Below are 24,609 nucleotides of genomic sequence, written 5' to 3' on the forward strand. Positions count from 1 at the left end.
GAAGTGAAGTCAGGTAAGGAGGTTCTTTATGGGTCACGAAGAGGATTTGGAAGGGTATCGATCCCAACTCCTTGAATCATTGAACAGCCGGCCCACGATTCGTGGCGTGTCGGATCCTATACAGGTCTATGTCAATGAGCGGCGTGTTGGGGAGCTGGAAGGCGCAGGGATCGGCGCGACACTGCACGTTCAGTGCGTCGATCACATCGAGACGGTACAGCTTCGCGCCGAAGACGGAACGCTCTTAGGGGGGCTCACGGCTCCCGAGTGTGGATATCGTACGGACCGGATCCGGCTTTCCGCCGATACGGTGGAGCTCTCTGTTCACAACATGGCACAAGGGGGAACGCTCAGCGCGCTGTTCACTCCTGCGCCGAGTATCTGGAGTCGAGCGTGGAAGGGCATCGCGGATATGGCCGACAGATTGGTGGCCCGCCGTCCGGAACCGGCATTCGCATATGGAATGCGAACGGTCGCCTTCACGCAAGCGCTCGTAGCGGTCGCTGTCGTCGGATTGGTCGCCGACCGTATCACGATCAGGGGAACTTCGGAGCCGACGCCGTCTTCGATTGTTCAATCAGCGATTCTTTCGTCGGCTCCGGTTGTCGACATGGCAAAACTCGAACAACAGCTGGATGAGCTGGCACGGATGCAGACGAAGGTTGATGACGCGCTTGGGTCGCAACAGAAAGGCATGGCGCAGCTGCAACAGGCCATGCTCAAGCTGTCGTCGACACAGGAGTCCTTCGAGTCCAATGCGCAGACCGTCAGGGAGGAGATCGAAAAGCGGCTGGAAACGGTCGGTCGCGAAGCCGATCGCCAGGCACGCCAAATGGCGAGCCGAGGGCGGATCGAGCAGGAGCAGTTGGAAGCGGCGATTCAGAGTCTCACCGCGGACAATGCTCGGCTCTCCAAAGAAGTCGTCAGCTTGGAAGAACATAATCAGGTGTTGCGGACCAAGTTCCAGACGGCTGTTGCAAATGCCTCCAAAGCCGTCGATTCAAGTTCCGAGCGGCTCTTGAAAATGGCCGATAATCTCCAGGCGACCCAGCAGACGCCGTTTCTTTTCTGGGTGACCTTCAGTGATGGAACCAGTCAAGAAAGCATCGATAAATGGGTGCATGAAATGAAGGGTCACAAGGGAGCGATCAGCGAAGGCTGGCAGGAAGTCCGGATTCTTCCTCCGGCAGTCCCCCCCGATCGATTCTTGGAGCAGGTCAGAGGAGAAAAAATCGTCAAGGCAGCGCGGATCAGCCAGTAAGAGGACGTTCCGTGAGCGGAGCCTTTTCCCGCGGCATCGTTCGATGGGCATGGACCTGTCGAGATCGCGGGGGAGGGGAGGCGTTCCCTCCGTGACGGGATGTGGATGTTCGTGGCCGATAAAGCATCGTATCGAGTCAGCCCGAGGCAGCCATGGAGTGCTTCATTGCTCGATGGGCGCCAATCATGAGGCTCAATGTTCAGTCAAGCGATCAACAGTGGACATATTCCGACTCAGTCATGGAAGTTTTGTCCGTTGAGCCAAGCGAGATGGAATGAGTAGCATGAAACTCATGAGCAAGGGAAAAATCCAGTACGCACATGAGCGAGAAAATCGCATCATGTCACTCATGGCAGGTTTCCGGCCCGTCAGCAGATATTGGCTTTCACACCGAACCATATAAAAATAAATAACACAAACAAGCTGGCGACTGAGACGTCGATCTGCGGAAAGGAAAGACTTATGAGAATCGCGCAAGTGGCTCCATTGTGGGAAAGCGTCCCGCCCAAACTGTACGGGGGGACGGAACGAATCGTTTCGTATATTACGGAAGAGTTGGTCGCGCAGGGACATGACGTCACGCTGTTTGCCAGCGGCGACTCAGAAACAACCGCGCGGCTTGAAGCGATCTGCCCTCAGGCCCTCCGATTGAATACCGGCATCTTCAACCGGGACGCTCCGATGATGATGCTTCAGGAACGGGGCCTTGGAGCGGCGCGGGGCTTTGATATCATCCATTCCCATCTGGATTTCATCGGATTCCCGCTGGCACGGAGGAACACCATTCCGGTTGTCACGACCTTGCACGGCCGGCAGGATTTGCCCGAATTGGAACCGGTCTTCCGTGAATTCTCGGAAATGCCCTTGGTGTCCATTTCAGACGCCCAGCGCAAACCGTTGCCTTGGGCCAATTGGGCGGCGACGATCCACCATGGTCTTCCTCGAAATCTCTATGCGTTTCATCCTCAGGCGCAGGGGTATCTGGCCTTTTTGGGGAGAATTTCCCCTGAAAAACGTCCGGACCACGCGATCGAAATCGCCAAACGGGCCGGCCTTCCCCTGCGGATTGCGGCAAAGGTCGATCCTGCCGATCAGAATTACTTCGAAGCTGAGATTGAGCCGTTGCTCAACCATCCACTGATTGAGTTCGTCGGAGAGATCTCCGATGCTGAGAAAGACGACTTTCTCGGCAATGCGATGGCGCTGGTGTGTCCTTACGATTGGCCGGAACCTTTCGGGTTGGTGCTGATCGAAGCCTTGGCCTGCGGAACTCCGGTGTTGGCGTACCGACGGGGATCGATTCCTGAGATCATCAACCACGGCGTCACCGGTTTTATTTGCGAGACGGTGTCCGAAATGGTGGACGCGGTCGGACAGCTCTCCTTTATTGATCGACGGCGCTGTCGGGCGGCCTTTGACGATCGGTTTACCGCTGAGCGGATGGCACGCGATTATGTGGCCTTATATGAATGTCTTCTCGAGGACGGATCCGCGCAAGCCGCACACGCCTTCACTGCCGAACCGCATAAGATTCTAGGACGAGGCTGACATGTCTGACGTATGTACTACTCCTTCACAAGGGACTGGTTCCACTCCGAGCCGTGGTCGAGGCTGGGAGTTGGTCAAAACGAGAGACTTCGGCTTTTTGTTCGCCGGCCAAACGATCTCTCAGATCGGTGACAGTCTTAACAAGGTCGCGTTGCTTTGGTTTGTGTACGACCTCACCGGCTCGGCGCTCAAGATGGCGGTGGTCGGACTGCTCCAAACACTACCCCCCCTGCTGTTTGGGCCGCTCATTGGTGTCTATCTGGATCGCGTTCGAAAGAAACCGGTGATGATCGGGGTGGACCTTCTCCGAACCCTGATGGTGCTCCTGATCCCGGTGCTCTTTGCCATGGGAGCCTTGTCGCTGGATCGGCTGTACATTCTTGTGTTTGCCACCGCAATCTTTTCCACGATTTTCGGCCCGGCTTTGACCTCGGCGGTTCCTCTCATTGTGCCCAAAGAGCGGCTGATCGCCGCCAATGCGTTGCTGCAGACGACGACCAACGTTGGACTGCTGGTGGGGCCTGCCGTCAGCGGCCTCGGGATCGCGCTCATCGGAGCGCAAAACGTGCTGTATGTCGATGCGGCCACGTTTTTCATCTCCGCGCTTTGCCTGTTCCCCATTCGGGTGCATGAAACGATCGACCGTTTCCGTGTTGCAAGTAAAGGGTTGACGGAAGGCATCGCCGGCGATTTGATGGCGGGTTTCCGTTTCGTGTTCGTTGAACAGAAGACGGTCACGCTTCTCATGTTGACGGCCACCCTCTATAGTGTCGGCATCAGCGCCTTCATCTTTCTATTGCCGGTCTTTGCGAAAGATGTGCTTGGCGTGGGGCCGATCCAACTCGGATGGCTGTGGTCGTCGCTCGGCGTCGGCATGTTGCTCGCGTCTCTCAGTTTGACATCCATTGCGCAGGGAGACGTGCCGTGGCGTCTGCGATTCATGTCCGGCGCCTTGGCGGTCGGCGGCATTGCCGTTGCCGCGCTTGGTTTCTTCGATGCTCCGGTCGCCGCCGGAATCTTGCTCGCGGTGATCGGGGGAAGCACCGCCATGTTTACACCGTTGGTGTGGACGATGCTTCAAGAACTGACGCCGGAACATCTGCTCGGGCGAGTCTTTACGAGTTTCGCCACCGGCGGAATGGCCTCATCGATGGCTGGAATGGCCGGTTTTGGATGGGCGGCGGATCACATGGGTCCTGCCGCCAGTTTAGGAGGGATCAGTCTCATTCTTCTTCTGACGGCCGCGACTGCGTGGCTCTTCAGCTTCTATAAAGCACACCCCCGAGGATTGGCCGTTTCTCCATCCGGCTCCTTCACCCCGCAACCAAGCGCTGCCCAATCATAGAAACAGGCACTCACGACCTGCTGAACGACGAGACAGAAGCCTCCGGCTCAACCGGAGGCGCGTCGATCAGATCAGTTCCCTTACGAGAGGGGTTCTCTCGCCCGTGCGCAGATGACAGAGCATTGTGAGCAAGCTACAATGCCTGAGACAATCTCAGAAGTGTATTCACGAGGAGGACTCGCACGATGATCACGTCGTCGAGAGCGCTGATCGTTCTGGGTATGAATTTGTTGTTCCTGGTGTCGATCGGCGTGGGTTCAGCGTTCTCCGAGACACAAGAAAAAGAAGGCGCGGCGGACGCAAAGCCGCAGTCCGCTCCTGCGCCGAAGGCGGACACGTCGACCGAGCACAAAGAGGTCGTGCCGGAAAAGCATGCGCCTCGTCCCCAACACCCCCCGGCCTCGCCCGACAGTCCGTCGGCGCCGCACAAGCCATCGTCTGAACCAAAAACGCCATCACCGCTTGTTCCTCCAGTCAAGACTGATGGGACGCCCGACTCGGAGATCAAAGAAAAGGAGTCAGCCAAAGAGAAAGAACCTGTCCCCGAGAAGGAGTCAGTCAAAGAGAAGGAATCAGCGCAGGAGAAAGAGCCAACCAAAGAGAAGGAGTCGGTCAAGGAGAAGCAACCGGCCAAAGAAAAGCATCCGGCCAAAGAAAAACAGCCGGTCAAAGAGAAAGAGTCAACCAAAGAGAAAGAGCCGGTCAAAGAGAAGGAGCCGATCAAAGAGAAAGAGTCGGTCAAGGAGAAAGAGCCAGGGAAGGAGACGCCCAAGAAGACGCTGGGCTCGCTGATCCTGTCGGTCAAACTTGCGCTGATGGGAGATCCAAGACTCTTTCACTACGAGATTGAAGCAGAGGACAATCAACAGACTCTTACCTTGACCGGGCGTGTATCGACGGAAGAAGAAAAAACGGCGGCGACAGAGGTGGCGCAGGTTGTCCCAGGCGTCAAAACCATCGTGAACAAGCTGGCCGTGGAGAAAGATCTGGCAAAAGCGTTGTTGAAGAAGCAGGACGAAATCCTTACCGCCATGATCAAGGAACGATTCGCCAAGAGTGTCACCCTGAAAGCGGCGAATTTCGAGGTGAAAACGGAGGACGGTATCGTCCAGCTCAACGGAACCGTGCGTTTTCAGGTTATCGCACTCGAAGCTGCCGAGACAGCCCGGCAAGTGCCGGGTGTTCGAGCCGTGAACACCGAGAAGATACGGCTGGAGGGTGAGAGCTGATGCAGAGCCGCTCCGGCTCATTGGCTGGCGCTCCCCCCGCAGCGGAACAGGCAAATACCCGCTTGGTCGAGAATCGTCCACTCCTCCTGACCCGTGATTTCGGACTCGTGTGGTCCGGACAACTGATCTCTCAAATAGGCGACGGTGTCTCCAAACTGGCCCTGTTGTGGTTTGTCTATGCCGTCACCGGGTCGCCGCTGAAGACCTCTATCATCGGGCTGCTCCAGACGATCCCCCCGATCGTTCTCGGTCCTCTCATCGGCGTGTATGTCGATCGTCTTCCGAAAAAGGTGCTGCTGATCACCAGCGATGTGTTGCGCGCCTTGCTGATCGGGTTGATTCCTTGTCTCATCCCTGTGGAATCCTTCACCGTATCGGTGCTGTACCTACTGGTGTTGCTCCATGCCATTGCCACGGCGGTGTTCGGCCCGGCGCTGACGGCCGCGATCCCCGCATTCGTGCCGAAGACGCAATTCACGGCCGCCAACGCCCTTCTGCAAGGTACCACCAGTCTCGGTATTATTTTCGGCCCCGCGCTCAGCGGGCTCGGCATTGCCGCGTACGGATCACAGGAGGTCCTGTGTCTCAACGCCGCGACCTATATGATTTCGGCTGCGTGTCTGATGCTGGTCCGGTTTCGCAACCCTGTCGCCGCGGTTCCTTCACCCGTGGCCAGGCCGACCATGCTGCAAGATCTGGTCGAAGGATTTCGCTACAGCGTCATGACGCAACCGAGATTGTTGCTCTTGACGGGCACCGCCGCTCTCTATACGTTCGGCACCAGCGCGTGGACCGCATTGCTCCCGGTGTTTGCGAGGAAATTGCTCGGGCTGGGTCCGGTTGAGGTCGGCTATCTCTGGTCGGCGCTTGGCCTCGGCTTGCTGGTGACATCGATCGGACTGCTCTGGGTGACGGATTGGATGGTCAAGGATCGCATGCGTCTGATTATGGGCACCAGCGTCTTGAGCGGCGCCGCGCTGTGCGCGTTCACATGGACGGTCGATCCATATCTCGCCGGCTTCTTCATGGGACTCATCGGCTGCGGCATGGGTGCGTTTACGCCGATCGCCTGGGGCATCATTCAAGAAATCGTCCCCCGTCACATGATCGGTCGAGTCCTCGGGCTGTATGGAACCGGAGCCATGACCGCCGCCATCGGAGGAATCTCCGCCTTCGGATGGATTACGGAGCAACAGGGCCCTGAAACCGGCATCCTCGGCATCGCGCTTGTTTTCATGCTGACGGGCTTGGTCGCCACACGGATGAGTCGGGTGAGCGCCAACACATAAAGGAAACCGTTCATGAACGATATCATCCGCTGGAACGATCAATACTATATCCGCGCCTCCTCTTCGTTGGCCGATGGGCGCACGGAGGTCTTGAAACAGGGCGAGACCTTTGCGGTGTTTGATCGCTATGGCGATATTCACCACGCGCTTTCCGGCCCACAGGGCCTCTACCACGAGGGCACGCGCTTCCTGTCCCGATTCGAACTGTTGTTGCAGGCGCAGCGTCCGATGCTCCTGAGCGCCACGGTGAAAGATGATAATGCCCTCTTCACCGGCGACCTCACCAACCCGGATTTGATATTGGACGGGCAACGGCCCATTCCGCGCGGCACGCTCCATGTGTGCCGCACGCGATTTCTATGGCAAGGGACCTGGCACGAGCGCATTCGCGTCCACAACTACGGGACCACGAAAGTTCCCCTCTCGCTCACCGTCATCCTGGATACGGATTTCGCCGATCTCTTCGAAGCGAGAGGCCGACAGCGGCCGCGTCGTGGGTCTCGTCTCAAGACTCTTCGCTCTAAAGCCGGACTGGTGTTCGGGTACAAAGGCCTTGATGGGACTATCCGCCGAACGTCTGTCCGATGCTCTCCGGATCCGAAACGGGTGACGGCCGACGGCTTCGTGATTGAATCGAACATTCCTTCGCACGCAAATTTATCATGGGAGATCTCCATCGCTTGTGAAATCGAGCCGCAACTGGACCGAACGTCACTCGCCTATGACCGAGCGCGCCACGAGGTGGATCGGGCATTGCGGAGCGACAAAGCCGATGACGCCCACGTCTATACGGCGAATGAACAATTCAACCACTGGTTGAATCGATCATTGGCTGATCTCCATATGTTGATCTCGGCAACTCCGCAGGGACTCTATCCCTACGCCGGAGTCCCCTGGTTCAGCGTTCCATTCGGTCGGGATGGCATCATCACGGCGCTACAGATGTTGTGGATGAATCCGTTGGTTGCTCGAGGGGTGTTAGGGTTTCTGGCCGCGACACAGGCGACGGATGTTCGACCTGAGCAGGATGCGGAACCTGGAAAGATTTTGCATGAGACGCGCCTCGGGGAGATGGCGGCCCTGGGCGAGATTCCCTTCGGGAAATACTACGGCAGCGTCGATGCGACGCCGTTATTCATCGTCCTGGCGGGCGCGTACTACGAACGTACCGGCGATCGCCGGTTTCTCGCGACACTCTGGCCGCATATTCAGCTCGCTCTCCGGTGGATCGATCAGTACGGCGACCCCACCGGCATGGGCTTCACCACCTATGCGCGGCAGTCTGCCAACGGACTCGTGCATCAAGGATGGAAAGATTCTCATGATTCTGTGTTTCATGCGGATGGAACGGCTGCGAACGGACCGATTGCCCTGTGCGAGGTTCAGGCCTACGTATATCGAGCCAAACGAGCGGCGGCGGACGTGGCGCGGGTCTTGGGAGCTATCGATCAGGCCGATCGGTTGGTGAAGGAAGCCGACTCGCTACGCGAACGGTTCGAACGCGTCTTCTGGTGTGAAAGGCTCGGTTCCTATGCCCTGGCTTTGGACGGAAAGGGGCGCCCCTGTTGTGTGCGCACCTCGAACGCAGGCCATTGTCTGTATGGCGGCATTGCCGGGCAGGATCGCGGCGGACGCACTGCCCGGGCCCTGTTGCGCGAAGACATGTTCAGCGGATGGGGCATCAGAACGCTTGCCACATCGGAGAGACGCTACAATCCCATGTCCTATCACAACGGATCCGTGTGGCCTCACGACAATGCGATCATCGCAGCCGGCATGGCGGCCTACGGATACAAAGAAGGGGCCATCAAAATTCTCACCGGCCTGTTCGACGCCAGCCTGTTTCTCGACCTCCACCGAATGCCGGAATTATTTTGCGGATTTTCCCGGCGTCCGGGAGAAAGCCCGACACGCTATCCCACGGCCTGTGCCCCGCAAGCCTGGGCGGCCGGCGCCGGTTTTCAGGCATTACAAGCCTGTCTGGGTTTACAGATCGATGGGACTCGCCGCCTCGTGCAGTTTGTGCACCCTGTTCTCCCACCGTTCCTGGAACGAGTCGAATTACGCAACCTCACGATCGGCACTGCGAGCCTCGACCTCGTGCTTGATCGTCATGAAAACGAAGTGGCCCTGAGGGTCGCGCGGCGCACCGGCGAGGTGGAGGTGGCGCTCACGATGTAAAGGGATCGTATCGACAGATCCATGCCGCCCTCCTGTCTCTAACCGAGTCGACCGAAGAGTTGATTCGCCGGTATGCTCCAAAAATCCGTCTCGCGACTATTCATAGCGCAGGGCTTCGATTGGGTTCAGTTCGACGTTGGCTGCCGCGTCTCGGTAGTTGGTTTCGGCGAGATCGACATCCGCTTGCGACGGTTTACGATGAACTTCCGGCCCTCCTCCGCCGACAAGAGTGCCAACGCCCCTAACACGAGTGGTCCGAAGATCCAGAGAGGCAAGGGGCTGGTTCCGAAGATCTCGTTCCCGATCGGCGTGTAGGTGATGAGCGCCAAGATGATAAGCTCGGTGAGAATCCCCCACAGAATGAGCGGGTTGGTAAGCCATCCGAGTCGAGCCACCGACAGATGGTCGGATCGGCAGGCGAACACGTTCGCGACTTGTGCGAACACGATCCCGGCGAAGGTGACGGTTGTTGCCTCCTTATATAATGGGGAAGACCAATCCAGGTGTTCTCCCCAGGTCCAACCCTGACTGTTGAGATAGAGTAAGAATCCTCCCATCGCGATCCCTGTCTCAATGAGCCCGAGGAACAGATAGGCCCGCAGCAGGATGGGGAGGCTCAGCAGTCGCTCGCTTCGTGCGCGTGGGGGAAGGTCCATGACATCGGATTGTGGCCGTTCTGTTCCGAGACCCAGGGCGGGGATCATGTCGGTCCCAAGGTCGACTGCCAAGACTTGCGGAATTGTGAGGGCCAGCGGCATGCCGATGAAACCATAGCCAAGAAATGGGACGATTTCCGGGACGTTGCTCGCCAGTATGTAGGACGAGAATTTGCGAATGTTGTCATAGACAGTGCGGCCCTCTTCGATCGCACTCACGATCGTCGCGAAGTTGTCGTCGAGCAGTATCATGTCGGCTGTTTCTTTGGCGACATCCGTGCCGGTGATGCCCATCGCGATGCCGATGTCGGCTTTCTTGAGAGCCGGCGCGTCATTGACTCCGTCGCCGGTAACTCCAACCACTTCCCCCATCTCCTTGAACGTGGACACGATCCGCATCTTGTGGCGCGGGGCCATCCGGGCAAAGACCGGGTCCGGTTCGCCTGGCCGAGACGGGGTCAGCAGCCGACGGAGTCGCTCGTCGCTCATCTTATCGAGCTGCGGCCCTTCGATGACCGGAACGAAACTGCTCGGTGACGATGCAGCCTGTTCAGGAACCAGGCCGATCTTGCGTGCCACAGCTAGTGCCGTGAGCGGATGGTCGCCGGTGACCATCACGATGCGGACACCGGCTCTTTGGCATTTCGTGATGGCCTCAGGCACTTCTCGATGCGGCGGATCCATCATGGCCACCAGTCCGAGGAACGTCAGGCCTGATTCAATCGTTTCCACTTCAATGTGCTCAGGCTGATGAGCCACTTCGCGCGTGGCGACGGCGAGCACGCGGTAGGCCTGCTCGGCGAAGGATCGGCTCTGGCTTAGGATGCGCGTGCGCTCATGCGAGGTCATGGTTATGGCATTGCCATGGACCTGCGTGTTGGCGCAGAGAGGCAAAACCGACTCCGGAGCGCCTTTGGTGAATGCGATGAGTCGTCCTTCAGACCAATGAAGAGTACTCATCCTCTTCCGATCGGCGTCGAACGCGAGTTCTCCCATGCGCCGCAGGGGAGGTCGGTGAGCCAGTCCATGTTTGACGGCAAATTCCAACAACGCAACTTCCGTCGGATCGCCGGTGACCACGAAACGTCCATCGGACTTCCGGACGCGCTTGGCGTTCTGGCAATGAAGAAGCGCATCGAAGAAGGAACGCCATTGCACGGCGTCGGCTGTTCCGATCATGCGGCCTCTGGTGAAAAAGCAACCCTCGCGTGATTCGATCACAAGTCCGTCGGCGAAGAAACGATCCACTTTCATGCGATTTTCCGTTAATGTCCCCGTCTTGTCCGTGCAAATCACCTTGGTGCAGCCGAGGGTCTCAACGGAGGGCAGGTGCTTGATCAACGCGTTGCGCTTCGCCATCCGAAGGCTGCTCATGGCAAGGGCGAGGGTGACGGTCGGGAGTAAACCCTCCGGCACATTGGCCACGATGATGCCGATGCCGAAGATCGCACTGATCCAGAATCCGAGTCCCGTTGAGACACCGATCACGAAGAACGTGGCTCCCATGGCCAATGAAATGACGCCAACGATACGGGTGACCTTAATGATCTCTTGCTGAAGGGGACTGAGTTCGGTTTCGACCGTGGTGGTAAGCGCAGCGATCTTGCCGAACTCCGAACGCATTCCAGTGGCGAAGACTACGGCGCGACCATGTCCCGATAGGATGGTGGTGCCGGCAAAGACGAGATTCGGGAGGTCGAGCCAGTGTCCGTCTTGTGTGGCCTCGGCCATCCGTCGTTTCGGACTTGATTCGCCGGTTAGGGCGGCATTGTCCACCCGCATGCCTATCGCTTCGATGAGGCGCGCATCGGCCGGCACCCGTTCGCCTTCTTCTAAGATCAGTACATCGCCGGGCACGATTTCGTTTCGTGCGGCTTCGACGGATTGCCCGCCTCGCGTGACCCACGCTTTGCTCGGCAGCAGGCGGCGGAGTGCCTGAACGGCATGTTCCGCTTTGTATTCCTGGAAAAAAGCGAACCCGGCGTTGATGATGATGACGCAGAGGATGGCCCAACCCAGCGTTGCCATACCCTCACCGGGTCGCATGAAGTCGGCCGCAAAGGAGAGGCCGGCTGCGACCCAGAGGAGGATGGCGAGGAAGTGGGTGAAATGGCGGAAGAGCCCACGGAAGAGCGAGTAGTGATCCGGCTCGACGAGAACATTCGGTCCGTATCGAGCCAATCGCCATTGCGCCTCATCGGAAGACAAACCATCGTTGCTGGTTTCCAGCCGCTTCAGGACATTTTCGATCGGAAGTTGGTGAATGTCGTGATAGGGATAGGAAAAGTTCATACTGATACCTTAAAAATGCATCGGCGAACGATTCATCAAGTGTCTCCGAGTGGGAGCTTCAAAAAGGTCGACCAGCGAGGCCGCAGCGAGCGAAGGGCCGAGGCGTACCCTCTGGGGTACGTTGAGGGTCTGAGCGATGCGAGAACAATGCTGGCGGCCTTTTTCAACGTCCCCGCTAACGTCAGGCACGGGCTCCTCGCACGATCAGCACCGAGCAGGGAGCATGTCTCAACAGGCTTTCAGACACGCTGCCGAGATGGAGCCGCTCGCTCTTGGTCAACTCGCGCGAGCCGATCACCAGCAGCTGGTCATGATTGGCCTCCACGGATTTCACGATGGTATCGATCACGTGATTCATCTGGATCTGTGTGACGACGGGGTAGCCTTCTTTGATGAACTCGTCCCGCAGGGCATTGACCAGCGTGGTTGCGCGTTCGATGACCGGTCGTTTCAATTCGGCCAGTTGCGTCTCGGAGAGGTAACGCGCGGCGAAGTCCGTGACCGGACTTGCAGCCGAGGTCAGAATCGTGACGGTGGCGGCTTCGGGAAGAATGCGAGCACGGAGAAACCGCGCGGCGGCCCGTGACGGTTTGGAGTCATCGACCGCAAGGGCGACATGGAGAAGTTTCGGCATCGGCTGTTTCACGACCAACAGGGAACAAGGAGTAGCCGAAGCCACTTGCCGAGAGACGCTTCCCAACAAGAACCCTTGAATGTCGCTCAGGCCACGGGATCCCATCAGAATGAGGTCGGTCTTCAACCGCCTGGCCGTTTTCGCAATGGTATGGGGGAGCGAGCCATGCGCGAGGACGGTGTGAACCGTGGTGTGTGGCCCCATGGCAGCCTGTCCGAGGGCGAGGCGAGCTGCTCGCGCTGCATTGCGCAGGATCATGGTTCCGGCCTTCTCCATGGCGACAACGGCCCGTGTCGCCGCGACGGGGTTCTTGTTCCGAACGGCCTGGAGAGCCGGCTTATCCACGACGTGAAGCAACGTGACCTGTTCGAGTTCATGGCCGGCAAGCGCCTCGAGCGCCTGGATTCCCCACTGGGAATGCTCCGACCCATCGACCGCACACAAGATCCGCATGATGGATTTCCCTCCTCGACGAAGGTGATGTTGTGGAAATCATTCTGGGTATCAGACCTGCATCGGATATGCCTGTGAGAAGACGGCGCATGGAGGAAGAATGGGCTTTCTCCCAATGACTTACGGAGGGAAGCGGTCTCTCATCGCTTCGAGATGTTGCGGTATTTTGCGGCAGGAGCAGGTGAGCCACTGTGGTAATTCGCGTCAGTTGAGCTGGTGCGAACGCGATCGTTAGATATGGGGGATATGGACAAATCGTCTGTCGGTTGATTGAAAGTCGCATCGCAGGAGGGCGATAAAAGGAAGTGTGTTGGAGCGTAGCCGCGTCGAAGGAGGGACGATGAAAAAGACGAACACAGTGAAGAGGGCAAAGGTAATCAAAGTCAAAGACTTCGATTCCATGACAGTCAGTCAGGTCATGGAGAAGGCAGTCCAGTCCGTTCGCCTGAGGACGAAGGCAGACGTGATTGCGTCGCTCATGATCGAGGGTTTTGGGGCCGTCCCGGTCGTCGAGAATGGACGCAAGCTGGCCGGGATCGTCAGCGAGCACGATCTGCTGGCGGCCGTCGACGACGGTCATGGGCTTGGCGCGGTGTCGGCGAAAGATGTCATGACTTCCAACCCCTACTCAGTCAGGCCGGAAACGACGCTCGGGACGTTGGTCCATGTGCTGCGCGCAAGCGATCTGGTCCGCGTCCCCGTCGTGGATGACAAGGATAAATTGGTCGGTATCATCGCGAGACGCGATGTCTTGCGAACCTATCTCGCCACCGGCGGCAAACGATAACAGTGAGGAGCGTATGAGACAAACCGAATTCTTCCTGAAGGCCTGCGATCCGAAGACCTTGACGGTGGGACAGCTGATGCAGGACGCTGTCGCACGATGCAGCTCGCGCACGGACGCCTCGACGATCGCCCACATGATGACCCATCGGAACTTTGGAAGTCTTCCTGTCGTGGAAGAGGATGGCACTTTGGTCGGGATCGTGACCGAATATGATCTCCTCCAGGCCATGCTCGACGGCCGGGATCTTCGGAAGGTTACGGCGGCGGAAATCATGTCGGCTCATCCCGTGACCGTGACGGAGGATCAAACCCTCCATCAGGTAGCCGACCTCTTCCAGGATCGCTATTTGACCCGCGTGCCGGTGGTCCGGAACAACAAGTTGGTGGGGATTTTGGCCAGGCGTGATCTATTGTATGGCTATATGAAGGCGTCGCAGTATTGGTCGTGATTACTCCGGACGGCATCCGGAACAAATCATCGCCTGCTTCGACAAGCATATGAGTCGTCGTCGGGCACGATCCGAGAAGCAACTGCCGGAGCGCGCGTCTCGGTGCGATGAGATGTCAGGAAAGGAGACACTCCATGAGCATGATCACCACCAAAGATGGCGTCGAAATCTTCTACAAGGACTGGGGTCCTAAGAACGCGCAGCCCATCGTTTTTCATCACGGCTGGCCGCTCAGCGCCGACGACTGGGACACGCAGATGCTCTACTTCGTTGGGAAAGGGTATCGCGTCATTGCGCATGACCGGCGCGGCCAGGGCCGATCGAGCCAGGTCACCGATGGTCATGACATGGACCACTACGCCGCGGACGTCGCCGCGGTCGTCACGCATCTCGGGCTACGCGCCGCTGTCCATATCGGCCATTCGACCGGCGGCGGCGAGGCGACGCACTATGTCGCTCACCACGGCAAGGGCCATGTCGCAAAGCTGGTGCTCATCGGCGCGGTGCCGCCGATCATGGTGAAGACGGCCGCCAATCCAGGCGGTTTGCCGATTGAGGTCTTTGACGACCTTCGGCGAAAGCTCGCCGCCAACCGCGCGCAGTTCTATCGTGATTTCGCGAGCGGCCCCTTCTACGGGTACAACCGGCCGGGCGCGAAGGTGTCCGAGGCCGTGATCGAGAATTGGTGGCGCCAGGGTATGATGGGCGGCGCGAAAGCGCAGTACGACGGCATCAAGGCGTTCTCGGAGACCGACTTCACCGAGGACCTACAATTCATCGACGTGCCGACGCTCGTGATGCATGGCGACGACGACCAGATCGTGCCGATCGCCGATTCCGCGCTGCTCTCGGCGAAGCTCCTCAAGAAGGGCACACTGAAGGTCTACCAGAAACTCCCTCATGGCATGTGCACCACGCATGCCGATGTCATCAACGCGGATCTGCTCAACTTCATCGAGAGGTGAAGGGGGGCAGGTTGTGCAGCAGCGATCGACCGTGACGCCGTTGCGATGAAGGCGACAAGCGTGCGATTCCGCCAGGTGACGTGGCGGTGTCAATTGACGAAGCGACCATTTGCTTGATAGAAGAACTCAAGCGGACGGTATTGGATGACTGCTTCAGCGAATATGGAGGCTGATCATGGCGGCGAAGAAAGCCGACGAGGCAAGCCCTCTCGTCAGTGACCGCGACGATACGAGGGGCGCCGGCCCTTCGCGGCGTGACATTCTGATTCACGGAAGCAAGGTGGCGGCCGGCTTGGGGGTTTCCGCCTTACTGGGCAATTTAGGAGTCTTCACGGGGAGATCGTATGGAATGGACCGATCGACCATGAGCCTCCTCGATTCACTGATTCCCGCTCGCACGGCCTTGCTGGTGATCGACATGCAGCGTGACTTTCTTCTGCCGGAAGGGTACGCGGCGCAGGCGGGACTGGACATCGCGCCGTTGGCCGCGACCATCCATCCGATCAAAAAACTGCTCGCGATAGGGCGAAAAACCGACCTGCTGATTGTGCATACCCGCGAAGGCCATGTGCCCGACCTGTCCGATTGTCCGCCGTACAAGCTGGAGCGGAGTCGCAGGGCCGGCGCGGAAATCGGCTCCAAGGGCCCGCTCGGTCGTCTGCTGGTGCGGGGCGAAGCCGGGCACGATTTCGTGGATGCTCTGCGCCCCCTGGAACGGGAGATCGTCATCGACAAGCCTGGGTATAGCGCATTCGCTCATACGGGATTGCAACAAGCATTGACGAAGCGAGGCATTGAAACACTGATTTTGACGGGTGTCACCACGGAGGTATGCGTCAGCTCGACGTTGCGTGGGGCAGTCGACTTCGGGTACCGCTGTATTACCGTGAGCGATGCCTGCGCTTCGAGCAATCCGGTTCTGCACGAGGCTGCTCTGGCCATGATCGGCGTGGAAGGCGGCATCTTCGGCGAAGTCGCCACCACCGCTCAGGTTGTGGAACGATTCAGCCGCTGACTCAGATGGTTGCTCTTCTCCGCAACGCGCCGGACCGGCATCGCCACATATGGCTTTCGGATAATAGGCGGCCGCTTTACGCTTTACCTTCGTCCGGCGTATTCAAGGGCGCTGCCCTTATGGGCCGCGATATGATCGGTCTTGTCGCTTTTGATTTCGTATTGAGGATCGTCTTCCGAGGCGTGATGCACATGACCCTTGTAGTCGAAATTCTTGGTATGGACGGCAATGACGGTTCCCGACACTCGGCCCGCCTCGGAATTCCAGCGTACATGATCGCCGATCTTAAACTTCTTAGCCATCCTCCTCATTCCTTCCAGTGCTCGACCAGAGACGCAAAGCGGAAAGAATGGACTACATGATGATCTCGCAGGGTTGTAAAAAGACTTTCAGAGGGATTTGACGGTCATCATGGCCTTGAATATGGTTGGCACGAAGCTCCTTGAGCGCTGTAACGATCTGCGGCAGAAACGTGGCCTCATATCCGAGCGCAACCATAAACAGCGTATTCGTACCATGGTTGGTTAAGGAGTTGGAAGCCGGGACGGTCCCGGTCACGCCCCTGCCTCCCACCCCTGAAATCACCGTGTATCCCTTGATCCCAAGTTTGTTGAATAGCGCAACGATCTCGTCTTCAAGCCCCTTCCCACAGACAATGTGAAGCATCTTCATGGGCGTCCTCTTCGACGGTGTGTGGTGGCCGGGGATATCCTTGTTGAGCCTACCACAGCAGTGAACATTCATAAAGCAATGCGGTGTCGCGCTGCCTCAAGAGTGCTCAGACCGATGTCCTCCGCGCCGATCGTTTGACTCGCCAGGAATCCGTTTATATACTTAAGATCCTCAACCGGAGACGATCCAGATGAAAATAGCCATTGGCTTGCTCGTCTTAGTGGGCCTGCTCGTCGGAGTGGCGCTCGCGCTGCCCTTCCTGATCGACCTCAATAAGTATCAAGACCAGTACAAGCCGCTCATCGAAGACGCGCTGAATCGCAAGGTCCAACTACAAGATATTCGATTGACGGTCTGGCCAAGAATCGGCGCTCGGGTGACGGGGTTTGCGGTGCTGGATGATCAGGCCTTTAGCGCGGACCCCTTTGCGTCGCTCTCGTCGTTGGATGTGGGTGTGAAACTGATGCCGTTGCTGAGCGGCAAAGTCGAAGTGGAGGAGATCACGCTTCGCCGGCCGGTCATTACGGTCATTAAGAACAAAAACGGGGTTCTGAACGCCTCCACCATCGGACGCAAAGGCGTGCCGGTGCCTGAGAAACCTTCGCGCGCCCCGATTCCTTCGACGGAAGGGCCGCTCAAGATTTTGGCGCTGCTGGCGGTGGACCGAGTGTCGATCGACGGCGGGAAATTGACCTATCGTGACCTCTCTGCCGCCAAACCGACGGAATATGTATTGCAAGATTTGGAGGTGCTCCTGCAATCAGTGCGGCTTGGGCAAACGCCGAGTTTGCATGTCGGCTCGCTGGTGCAGCCGTTCAATCTGCCGGTGAAACTCGACGGTTCTTTTGGTCCGCTGAGAGAGACGATGGACATCGAGGCGATCAACTTCCAGCTGGGCCTGGGAAAGACGGACTTTACCATTACCGGAAAAGCCGCGGGGAATGATGCCATCATCGATATCAGCTCGCCGGTGATCAATACCGCGAACTTACCGGTTGCGCTTCCCCTGAAAACACCGGTTGAGATCAAGAATCTCCAGATGACGGCGGAAGTGATGGGGCAAGAGGCCAAGCTGAAATCCCTGTCGTTCCGCCTGTTCGACGGCGAGGTGAAGGGGCAAGGCAAAGTGATCGCCGGATCGGACATGCCTCCGTTCAAGGGGGCCGTGACGATTCAAGGATTGCAACTCGGCCCGGCGCTGAATGCGGTCGCCGAGACGCCGATCTCGATCAGCGGGACGGCCGGTGCGGACCTGTCGGTGCAAGGGCGGGGGTTCTCAATGCCGGATCTGACCAAGGCGTTGGAGGGGACCGGCCGCATGGCCGTGAAAGATGGAAAGATCGAAGGGGTGAATCTTCTCCAGGAAGTGGTCTCGGCCCTCAAAGTGGCCGGCATTTCCATCGACGATGTGAAGGCCACGGCTTTTTCGACGATCGAGACGGATCTCGCCATCAAGCAAGGGGTGATCAATGTGCAGCGGCTCTTGATGGATAGCCATGATTTTCAAGCGACCGGCGGGGGCACGATCGGGTTTGATCAGCGGCTGAATCTTGCCGTGAATCTCACCCTCTCCCAAGGTGTGAGCCAAAAGATCGCGGCCGCATCGCCCGTCGCCAAAATCGCCTTGAAAGACGGCCGGTTGAGTCTTCCGCTCATGATTACCGGAACGACTCAAGCTCCCTCGTATGGAGTGGATCTGAAGGGTCTCACCGGGAAAGTGCAGGAGCAGGTGAAGAAAAGGGTCGAGGAAGCCGTCGATGGGCTGCTCAAAGGGACGACAAAGCCCGAGGACCTCCAGAAAGAGGGGAAAGAGCTGCTCAAAGGATTGTTCGGTCGATAAGGAAATATCTCTATGACTATTCTGGATACGCTCACTCAATATGCCGTGCAGTACGGGTTGCAGGCGGCGGTCGCGCTCGGCATCCTCATCGGCGGAATGATGGTGGCTCGCGGGGCCGCCGATTTTGCCCGACGGGCGCTCGAAAAACAGACCCTTGAGCCGCCGCTGCGCCTGCTCCTGGTGCGCATCGTGAAAATCGTCGTCATGCTGTTTACGGCGATGATCGCGCTTCAAACACTGGGCGTGCCCATCGCTCCGCTGATCGCCGGCGTCGGAGTCGCCGGTGTCGGTGTCGGGTTGGCCTTGCAGGGTGTCTTGAGCAATGTGATGGCCGGACTGTCGATTATCTTCAGCAAACCCTATAAGGTCGGCGAACATATCTCGCTGCTCGGCGTCCACGGGGATGTCGTGGTCATCGACATCTTCACCACGACACTGATGCACGCGGATCGATCGCGCGTCATCATTCCGAACAGAAAAATCGTCGGAGAGATTCTGCACAACTTTGGAACAATCCGTCAGATGCATCTGACCATTCCCGTGTCACCGAAAGCGAATCTCGATGAGGCCCTTGCGCAAGTTTGGGATGTCCTCAATCGGCATCCATCGGTCCTGAAAGACCCTGTTCCTTCAGTGGGAGTATCATCCCTAGGGGAATCGGCACTGACCGTGGCTATTGCCGCCGAGCCTTGGACGGCCGTGGGGAACTACAGCTCGACACAGAGCGAGTTGAATAAATTGATCCTTCAACGATTTCAAGAACGTGAGATTGCGCTTCCCTCCCCAAGTCTTACCGTCCATGTGGTGAACAACTAACAAACCGCCGGGGCTCACAACGGCGCTCCGTTTCTCGGACGTTCCGCGGGCGCGGCACATTCGGTCTTGTTGATGGCGCGTCCCAGTGCTAGGATGACCCCCTCTGTTGTTCGCGAGTGCCGTATACGGAGAGGGAAGCGAACTATTTGCGGCCGTCGAATCGAACGGCAGTCGATCCGACGGCCGGACACAGAGCAACGAGGCGCATGTTGCTACCGGTCGTGTGACCTCGTGACCCCGAGAGGAAGGTGAAGCGATGACTACATCACGTTCCGCAGATCAGCCCCTGATCGCCCGCGAAGACCCGGCGACAGACCCTGACCGAGTCGGTGGGCTGCCGCACCCTGACGATCGATCCGCAAGCGGGAACCTCGACAAGATTCGCGATATTCTCTTCGGCGCGCAAGCCCGAGAGCATGACCGTCGGTTTGCGCAACTCGAACAACATTTAATCCGTGAAGCCTCTGATCTCCGCAACGATCTCAAACGACGTTTTGAAAGCCTTGAGCTCTACATCAAAAAAGAAGTGGATGCGCTCACGAGCCGGTTGACCAAGGAGCAGGAAGTCCGAGGGGAATCCGTCACGAACCTGACGAAGGACCTCACCCAACTGGCTGCAACCCTTGAGACGAAAGCGCGTCTGTTGGATATGCAGGCGACCCAAGCGCAAGCGCATGTTCTCCGGCAGCTGACAGAACGGACAAGCGAGCTGGCGACCGACGTTCGCGCTCGACATGCCGAAGCCACGTCGGCGCTCAACCAGGCCGTCCGTGATCTCCGCGCGGAAAAGACGGATCGTGCGACGCTCGCAGCCATTTTATTGGAGGCATCTCAACGGCTGTCCGATGATGAGGCGGTCTCCGGTCGCGGCTGAGCCTCGCAACAGCGGGCCGCGCGGCAGTCTCTTGGTGATCTATCGAGTCCATGACGATCGTATTGCCCCATGTCTACCGATCCACACAGGCCTCATCGCGATTCTCCATCTGCTGAAGGACTCACGTCCGTAGACGAAGACTGGACCCAGCTGCGCACGCTTTTACTCTCTCCGGAGCAGACGCAACTCGACGAACTCCGTGAACGGCTCGACAATCGAGGGATTCAGCCTCGCGAGGTCAGCCGGGTGCTCCCCGAGGCGTTGGCCATGCGCGGCGAACGCGATCAACAGTTGTCGAACGTCCTGACGCCTTACGTGGAGAATGGTTTTGCCGCGGCGGTGCGGAAGTCGCCGCGCGCGATCGTCGATGCCATCGCCCCGATCATGGGGCCGGCCATCCGGCAAGCCATCACGCGCGCCTTACAGAGCATGACGCAGTCCTTCAACCGCTCCTTGGACGAGAGCCTCTCCCTTCGTGGCCTCCATTGGCGATTGGAAGCCTGGCGGACAGGGCGCCCGTTCGCCGAAGTCGTTCTGCTCCATACGCTGCGCTATCGCGTGGAGCAAGTGTTTCTCATCCATCGCGAGACCGGGCTCCTCCTGCGCCACCTGGCGGCTGAGGGGGCCGTGGTCCAGGACCAGCACGTCTTGTCCGGCATGCTGACGGCGATTCAGAACTATGTGCGGGATTCCTTCGGAGCCTCACAGGACCAGACACTCGACCAGTTTCAAGTCGGTGACTGGACGGTCTGGATCGAACAGGGGTCAGAAGCCTACCTGGCAGGCGTTATTCGAGGAACTCCACCTGCGACCCTCAGAGAGGATTTCCGAGACGCGCTGGATCGTCTCCATGCAGAGCAAGCTGTTGCCTTGACTCACTTTGATGGAGACGCGGCGCCGTTCAAGACGACACAGACCTACCTGGAAAGCTGTTTACAAGCCCGCTATGAATCACCATCGCGATCCAACGGCTTGAAGCTATGGATTCTGGCCGGAGTGGGTCTATTCCTGCTCTCGTGGTGGGGCGCAATGGCCTACCACATCCACGCTCGCTGGTCCAATCTGCTGGCGGAGTTGGGAGCGGAGCCGGGCATCGTGGTCACCATGGCGGAATCGACATGGAGAGGGTATCGCCTGGAGGGGTTGCGAGACCCCTTGGCCAAAGACCCCTCGGCGATGGTCATCGCAGCCGGTTTTGACCCATCGACCATCACGGCCGTCTGGTCTCCTTATTATTCGCTGGACTCTCGACTCGTCGAAACGAGGGCTCAATCGATGCTGCAACCACCGAGCACCGTCAAGTTGCGCCTCGAAGGAGACGCGCTGGTTGCCAGGGGCTCCGCTTCAACCGAGTGGGCCAGGGAGACCAAGCGTTTGGCGCCGCTGATTCCGGGAGTCATTCACTACCGAGACGAAGGCCTCGTCACGACGGACCTCTTGGCTCAGATCAATCAGACGGTGATTCATTTCGGTCCCGGTTCCTCGACCGTGGGGCCGGCTGAACGGGCGGCGTTGGCCTCTGTAGAAGCCGCGTTGCGCGACTTGGATCAAGCCGCGTTCCAGTCTGGTCAGGGCGTGGTCTTCGAGATACGTGGCTCGACCGACGAGACAGGCCCGGCAACCCTTAATATTCAACTGAGTAAGGAACGGGCCCAGGCCGTTCTCGCGCTTCTCGGTGGGGAGCACATGGGGAAGGCCACGACAGTGGTCGACAACAGTGAGGGTTCTCTGGAGCAGCGTGGGGCGCAGGGGAAATCCGAGAACCGACGGATCGTGACCATGCGGGCCTCCCTCACTCCGGCGGGTCTGGAAAATGAGGTCGCCCGTCCATGATGCAGAAGAAGATCTGCATGCTGGGTGGATTCGCGGTCGGGAAGACCAGCCTCGTGCGACGATTCATGACCAATGTGTTTTCGGATCACTATCGCACGACGATCGGCGTAACGGTGGAGAAGAAGAGCGTCAGCGTCGACAACCGGGACGTGACGCTGCTGCTGTGGGATCTGTACGGAGAAGACGAGTTGCAACGCGTGCGTGAGTCATATCTTCGCGGCTCATCCGGTTATATCTTGGTCATGGACGGCACCAGAAAATCCACCGTGGACACGGCGATCGCGCTGCAACAGACGGCCGCTCGAACGATAGGAGCGGTTCCGTTTGTCTCGATCATCAACAAAGCGGACGTTCGATCGGAGTGGGAGATCGACGAGGGCGTGATCGAGCAGCTCCGCGAACGAGGCTGGACCGTCCTGTTCGGCAGCGCGAAGCTCGGTCAAGGGGTCGAAGAGCTGTTTGCGCTGCTCGCCGCTCAGATCGTGAGTGCCTCCGCGCTTCTCCGTGATTGACATGGAACGTCGAAATCCCGATTTCGCGCCGGTCGACGACTCCCTGTTTCATCGTGTTCTGTCGGCGCTCAATGTGGCGGTCCTTGAGCGGAGCGACAGCGGGGACGCCTTTCATCTTCGGGGGCTGCCGCCGGAATGGTGGCGTCAGTGCGTCGGTCCGACGGAATCCCACGTATTGAACCTCCTCCAATGGTCGCCCTTTTTGCAGGATTATGTGGCCGATCCTCACCCTGCTTGGGACGACAAGCCCGGCACGATAGAGAAATCAGGCCCATGGACGGAGTCCGATCGACAGGGGGGCATCATGACATTGGAGGCCACCGCTCTTGCGATCGGATCCCGAAGGCTCTTGCTCATTGAACGCCTGGGCGCCGGTTTTGAACAGATGCACGCCATCGTGCAGCGGGCCAGGGAAAAGATGCTGGCCGAAGCCGTCACCGTGAAGTCTCACCGCAAGGCCGAGACGCGCCTGATGGGGCAACTCGAAGCCAGCGAGCGAATCAAGGACGACGCGCTGGCTCTACTTCAGCACCTCGGGCTCGCCGCGCTTGTTCTCGACGAACGTGGGTGCATCACGTTCGCCAGCGATCGCGGTCTTGAGATACTGGGATGCGCGGCCGAACACCTGATCGGCCGGGCGTGGGACCAAGCGCTTCCGCTCCAGCCGCAAGATCGCTCGATGATTCGAGAGATGATTGACGCCTCCTCAGCCGACAGGAAAGTCGGCCCGTTGTACCTCGGCGGACCTCGTCCGGCTTGGGTTGAGATGGAGGTCCATCGAGACCCCCGCCAGCCGGGTCGGCAAATCGTGGTATTGAACGACCGCACCGAGCTCCATACGCTCCGTCAGGCGCTCAGCGAGCAGGCCTCGTTCCATGATCTTGTGGGCAAGAGTCGCGCAATGCTTCGAACGTACCAACTCGTTCGAGATGTGGCGCAGGTGGATACGACGGTCTTGATCGAAGGAGAGACCGGAACAGGAAAGGAATTGATCGCTCGAGCCATCCATTTCTCCAGCGCGAGAGCGCAGAAGCCGTTCATTGCCGCCAATTGCGCGGGATTAACCGACTCAATCCTCACGAGCCAACTGTTCGGCCACAAGCGTGGGGCTTTTACCGGGGCCGTGGCCGATCAGCAGGGACTCTTCGAGGCGGCGGAAGGCGGAACGTTGTTCCTTGATGAAATCGGAGATATCCCGTCGCCGGTCCAAACGGCGCTTCTGCGGGTGTTGCAGGAAAAGGAGATCACACGACTGGGAGAGGCCAGGCCTCGAAAAGTCGACGTGCGGGTGGTGGCGGCCACGCACCATAATTTGAGCGAAGACGTCATTCGAGGATCGTTTCGAGCGGATCTTCTCTACCGCATTCGTATCGCCAGAATCCAACTTCCCCCGTTACGAGAACGCCGCGAGGACATCCCCCTCCTCGCCCATTCGTTCCTGAGCCGGCTCTGTGCCGCCACCGGAAAGACCGTTGATGACCTGAGTCCGGACACACTCCGGCTCCTCATGAGCCACGCATGGCCGGGCAATGTGCGCGAGCTGAAAAGCGCCCTCGAATTCGCGGTGATCAGCTGCAAGGGGAGAGACATTCTTCCCACGGATCTCCCGCCGGAAATAGCGGCCGCCCCGGTTGCCCCCCGTCCCTCCACGTGGATTCCGTTATCGGGCCAGGACGAGAAATCTAAACTGCTTGCCGCCCTCTCCGAGGCAAAGGGTAACCGGACGGAAGCCGCCAAACGGCTGGGAGTCAGCCGAGCCACGTTCTATCGCCGCCTGGTCGAGCTTAATATTCAACCCAGCTAGGTCGATCTGCCGGCGCAGCGGTCTCCTGCTCCGCAAGGGCATTGATCTCTCACGACTGCCCTTCCACTCCTCCTGCGATAGCGCCCGTCGGTTACGCTCTCCGGAATCGTCTCACGAATCGGGATGACTGTCTCATGAGACACGTCGTTGTGTCA

Annotated in this window: 20 protein-coding genes; 16 read left to right on the plus strand and 4 right to left on the minus strand. The window is 58.7% G+C overall.

Annotation, left to right across the window (positions count from 1 at the left end; all coding sequences use genetic code 11):
• Positions 1 to 28: 28 nt before the first annotated feature.
• From COMA2_RS08765 to COMA2_RS08790, 6 genes are all read left to right on the plus strand, one after another.
• Positions 29 to 1,261, plus strand: coding sequence for a hypothetical protein (locus COMA2_RS08765; RefSeq protein ID WP_090896650.1), 1,233 nt, complete (start codon positions 29 to 31; stop codon positions 1,259 to 1,261).
• Positions 1,262 to 1,723: 462 nt separating this feature from the next.
• Positions 1,724 to 2,809: a glycosyltransferase family 4 protein gene (locus COMA2_RS08770; RefSeq protein WP_090896653.1), complete on the plus strand. Its 1,086-nt coding sequence runs from the start codon at positions 1,724 to 1,726 to the stop codon at positions 2,807 to 2,809.
• A gap of 1 nt (position 2,810) precedes the next feature.
• Entirely contained in the window at positions 2,811 to 4,154 is a 1,344-nt protein-coding gene (locus COMA2_RS08775) for an MFS transporter (protein WP_090896655.1), read from the plus strand.
• 185 nt (positions 4,155 to 4,339) lie between these two features.
• Positions 4,340 to 5,383, plus strand: coding sequence for a BON domain-containing protein (locus COMA2_RS08780; protein WP_090896658.1), 1,044 nt, complete (start codon positions 4,340 to 4,342; stop codon positions 5,381 to 5,383).
• Positions 5,383 to 6,672: an MFS transporter gene (locus COMA2_RS08785; protein ID WP_090896663.1), complete on the plus strand. Its 1,290-nt coding sequence runs from the start codon at positions 5,383 to 5,385 to the stop codon at positions 6,670 to 6,672. Before COMA2_RS08780 ends, COMA2_RS08785 begins: the two co-directional genes overlap by 1 nt.
• Positions 6,673 to 6,684: 12 nt before the next feature.
• Positions 6,685 to 8,853 (plus strand): amylo-alpha-1,6-glucosidase, encoded by a 2,169-nt coding sequence (locus tag COMA2_RS08790; protein WP_090896666.1) that lies wholly within the window; start codon positions 6,685 to 6,687, stop codon positions 8,851 to 8,853.
• Between the two features lie 125 nt (positions 8,854 to 8,978).
• On the opposite strand, the gene COMA2_RS08795 is transcribed toward COMA2_RS08790, so the two are convergent.
• Positions 8,979 to 11,801 carry a cation-translocating P-type ATPase gene (locus COMA2_RS08795; RefSeq protein ID WP_090896669.1) on the minus strand — a complete coding sequence of 941 codons (2,823 nt, stop codon included), beginning with the start codon at positions 11,799 to 11,801 and terminating at the stop codon, positions 8,979 to 8,981.
• A 181-nt stretch (positions 11,802 to 11,982) separates the two neighbouring features.
• A complete protein-coding gene (locus tag COMA2_RS08800; RefSeq protein ID WP_090896671.1) occupies positions 11,983 to 12,888 on the minus strand; it encodes a universal stress protein in 906 nt (301 codons plus the stop codon).
• Positions 12,889 to 13,228: 340 nt separating this feature from the next.
• Between COMA2_RS08800 and COMA2_RS08805 the strand changes: the two genes are divergently transcribed.
• The 4 genes from COMA2_RS08805 to COMA2_RS08820 all read left to right on the plus strand — a co-directional run bounded on the left by COMA2_RS08805 (position 13,229) and on the right by COMA2_RS08820 (position 16,103).
• A complete protein-coding gene (locus COMA2_RS08805; RefSeq protein WP_090896674.1) occupies positions 13,229 to 13,675 on the plus strand; it encodes a CBS domain-containing protein in 447 nt (148 codons plus the stop codon).
• Between the two features lie 13 nt (positions 13,676 to 13,688).
• Complete coding sequence (locus tag COMA2_RS08810; protein ID WP_175304479.1) at positions 13,689 to 14,123, plus strand: CBS domain-containing protein; 435 nt, start codon at positions 13,689 to 13,691, stop codon at positions 14,121 to 14,123.
• A gap of 134 nt (positions 14,124 to 14,257) precedes the next feature.
• On the plus strand, positions 14,258 to 15,088 hold the full coding sequence (locus tag COMA2_RS08815) for an alpha/beta fold hydrolase (protein WP_090896680.1): 831 nt from the start codon (positions 14,258 to 14,260) through the stop codon (positions 15,086 to 15,088).
• Positions 15,089 to 15,452: 364 nt separating this feature from the next.
• The gene (locus COMA2_RS08820; protein ID WP_090897372.1) at positions 15,453 to 16,103 is read left to right on the plus strand and encodes an isochorismatase family protein; all 651 of its coding nucleotides are present in this window, start codon (positions 15,453 to 15,455) and stop codon (positions 16,101 to 16,103) included.
• Positions 16,104 to 16,186: 83 nt separating this feature from the next.
• Here COMA2_RS08820 and COMA2_RS08825 read toward each other — a convergent pair whose 3' ends face one another.
• Both COMA2_RS08825 and COMA2_RS08830 read right to left on the minus strand, forming a co-directional pair.
• Positions 16,187 to 16,405, minus strand: a complete 219-nt coding sequence (locus COMA2_RS08825) for a hypervirulence associated TUDOR domain-containing protein (protein ID WP_090896683.1) — start codon at positions 16,403 to 16,405, stop codon at positions 16,187 to 16,189.
• 52 nt (positions 16,406 to 16,457) lie between these two features.
• Positions 16,458 to 16,775, minus strand: a complete 318-nt coding sequence (locus tag COMA2_RS08830) for a P-II family nitrogen regulator (RefSeq protein ID WP_090896685.1) — start codon at positions 16,773 to 16,775, stop codon at positions 16,458 to 16,460.
• Between the two features lie 190 nt (positions 16,776 to 16,965).
• Here COMA2_RS08830 and COMA2_RS08835 point away from each other — a divergent pair, with 190 nt between their 5' ends.
• From COMA2_RS08835 to COMA2_RS08860, 6 genes are all read left to right on the plus strand, one after another.
• On the plus strand, positions 16,966 to 18,615 hold the full coding sequence (locus COMA2_RS08835) for an AsmA family protein (RefSeq protein ID WP_090896688.1): 1,650 nt from the start codon (positions 16,966 to 16,968) through the stop codon (positions 18,613 to 18,615).
• Positions 18,616 to 18,627: 12 nt separating this feature from the next.
• Complete coding sequence (locus COMA2_RS08840; protein WP_090896690.1) at positions 18,628 to 19,431, plus strand: mechanosensitive ion channel family protein; 804 nt, start codon at positions 18,628 to 18,630, stop codon at positions 19,429 to 19,431.
• A 256-nt stretch (positions 19,432 to 19,687) separates the two neighbouring features.
• Positions 19,688 to 20,305: a hypothetical protein gene (locus COMA2_RS08845; protein WP_090896694.1), complete on the plus strand. Its 618-nt coding sequence runs from the start codon at positions 19,688 to 19,690 to the stop codon at positions 20,303 to 20,305.
• 69 nt (positions 20,306 to 20,374) lie between these two features.
• On the plus strand, positions 20,375 to 22,138 hold the full coding sequence (locus COMA2_RS08850) for an OmpA family protein (protein WP_090896696.1): 1,764 nt from the start codon (positions 20,375 to 20,377) through the stop codon (positions 22,136 to 22,138).
• Positions 22,135 to 22,650: a Rab family GTPase gene (locus COMA2_RS08855; RefSeq protein ID WP_090896701.1), complete on the plus strand. Its 516-nt coding sequence runs from the start codon at positions 22,135 to 22,137 to the stop codon at positions 22,648 to 22,650. The genes COMA2_RS08850 and COMA2_RS08855 overlap by 4 nt, the downstream gene beginning before the upstream one ends.
• 1 nt (position 22,651) lies before the next feature.
• On the plus strand, positions 22,652 to 24,454 hold the full coding sequence (locus COMA2_RS08860) for a sigma-54 interaction domain-containing protein (RefSeq protein WP_090896703.1): 1,803 nt from the start codon (positions 22,652 to 22,654) through the stop codon (positions 24,452 to 24,454).
• Positions 24,455 to 24,609: the final 155 nt, after the last annotated feature.

Source organism: Candidatus Nitrospira nitrificans (genome assembly GCF_001458775.1).
Taxonomy (GTDB): domain Bacteria; phylum Nitrospirota; class Nitrospiria; order Nitrospirales; family Nitrospiraceae; genus Nitrospira_D; species Nitrospira_D nitrificans.

Excerpts from the sequence above, each read along its gene's own strand:
- COMA2_RS08765 (WP_090896650.1), top strand. The coding sequence starts at position 29 with ATGGGTCACGAAGAGGATTTGGAAGGGTATCGATCCCAACTCCTTGAA.
- COMA2_RS08770 (WP_090896653.1), top strand. The coding sequence starts at position 1,724 with ATGAGAATCGCGCAAGTGGCTCCATTGTGGGAAAGCGTCCCGCCCAAA.
- COMA2_RS08775 (WP_090896655.1), top strand. The coding sequence starts at position 2,811 with ATGTCTGACGTATGTACTACTCCTTCACAAGGGACTGGTTCCACTCCG.
- COMA2_RS08780 (WP_090896658.1), top strand. The coding sequence starts at position 4,340 with ATGATCACGTCGTCGAGAGCGCTGATCGTTCTGGGTATGAATTTGTTG.
- COMA2_RS08785 (WP_090896663.1), top strand. The coding sequence starts at position 5,383 with ATGCAGAGCCGCTCCGGCTCATTGGCTGGCGCTCCCCCCGCAGCGGAA.
- COMA2_RS08790 (WP_090896666.1), top strand. The coding sequence starts at position 6,685 with ATGAACGATATCATCCGCTGGAACGATCAATACTATATCCGCGCCTCC.
- COMA2_RS08795 (WP_090896669.1), bottom strand. The coding sequence starts at position 11,801 with ATGAACTTTTCCTATCCCTATCACGACATTCACCAACTTCCGATCGAA.
- COMA2_RS08800 (WP_090896671.1), bottom strand. The coding sequence starts at position 12,888 with ATGCGGATCTTGTGTGCGGTCGATGGGTCGGAGCATTCCCAGTGGGGA.
- COMA2_RS08805 (WP_090896674.1), top strand. The coding sequence starts at position 13,229 with ATGAAAAAGACGAACACAGTGAAGAGGGCAAAGGTAATCAAAGTCAAA.
- COMA2_RS08810 (WP_175304479.1), top strand. The coding sequence starts at position 13,689 with ATGAGACAAACCGAATTCTTCCTGAAGGCCTGCGATCCGAAGACCTTG.
- COMA2_RS08815 (WP_090896680.1), top strand. The coding sequence starts at position 14,258 with ATGAGCATGATCACCACCAAAGATGGCGTCGAAATCTTCTACAAGGAC.
- COMA2_RS08820 (WP_090897372.1), top strand. The coding sequence starts at position 15,453 with ATGAGCCTCCTCGATTCACTGATTCCCGCTCGCACGGCCTTGCTGGTG.
- COMA2_RS08825 (WP_090896683.1), bottom strand. The coding sequence starts at position 16,405 with ATGGCTAAGAAGTTTAAGATCGGCGATCATGTACGCTGGAATTCCGAG.
- COMA2_RS08830 (WP_090896685.1), bottom strand. The coding sequence starts at position 16,775 with ATGAAGATGCTTCACATTGTCTGTGGGAAGGGGCTTGAAGACGAGATC.
- COMA2_RS08835 (WP_090896688.1), top strand. The coding sequence starts at position 16,966 with ATGAAAATAGCCATTGGCTTGCTCGTCTTAGTGGGCCTGCTCGTCGGA.
- COMA2_RS08840 (WP_090896690.1), top strand. The coding sequence starts at position 18,628 with ATGACTATTCTGGATACGCTCACTCAATATGCCGTGCAGTACGGGTTG.
- COMA2_RS08845 (WP_090896694.1), top strand. The coding sequence starts at position 19,688 with ATGACTACATCACGTTCCGCAGATCAGCCCCTGATCGCCCGCGAAGAC.
- COMA2_RS08850 (WP_090896696.1), top strand. The coding sequence starts at position 20,375 with ATGTCTACCGATCCACACAGGCCTCATCGCGATTCTCCATCTGCTGAA.
- COMA2_RS08855 (WP_090896701.1), top strand. The coding sequence starts at position 22,135 with ATGATGCAGAAGAAGATCTGCATGCTGGGTGGATTCGCGGTCGGGAAG.
- COMA2_RS08860 (WP_090896703.1), top strand. The coding sequence starts at position 22,652 with ATGGAACGTCGAAATCCCGATTTCGCGCCGGTCGACGACTCCCTGTTT.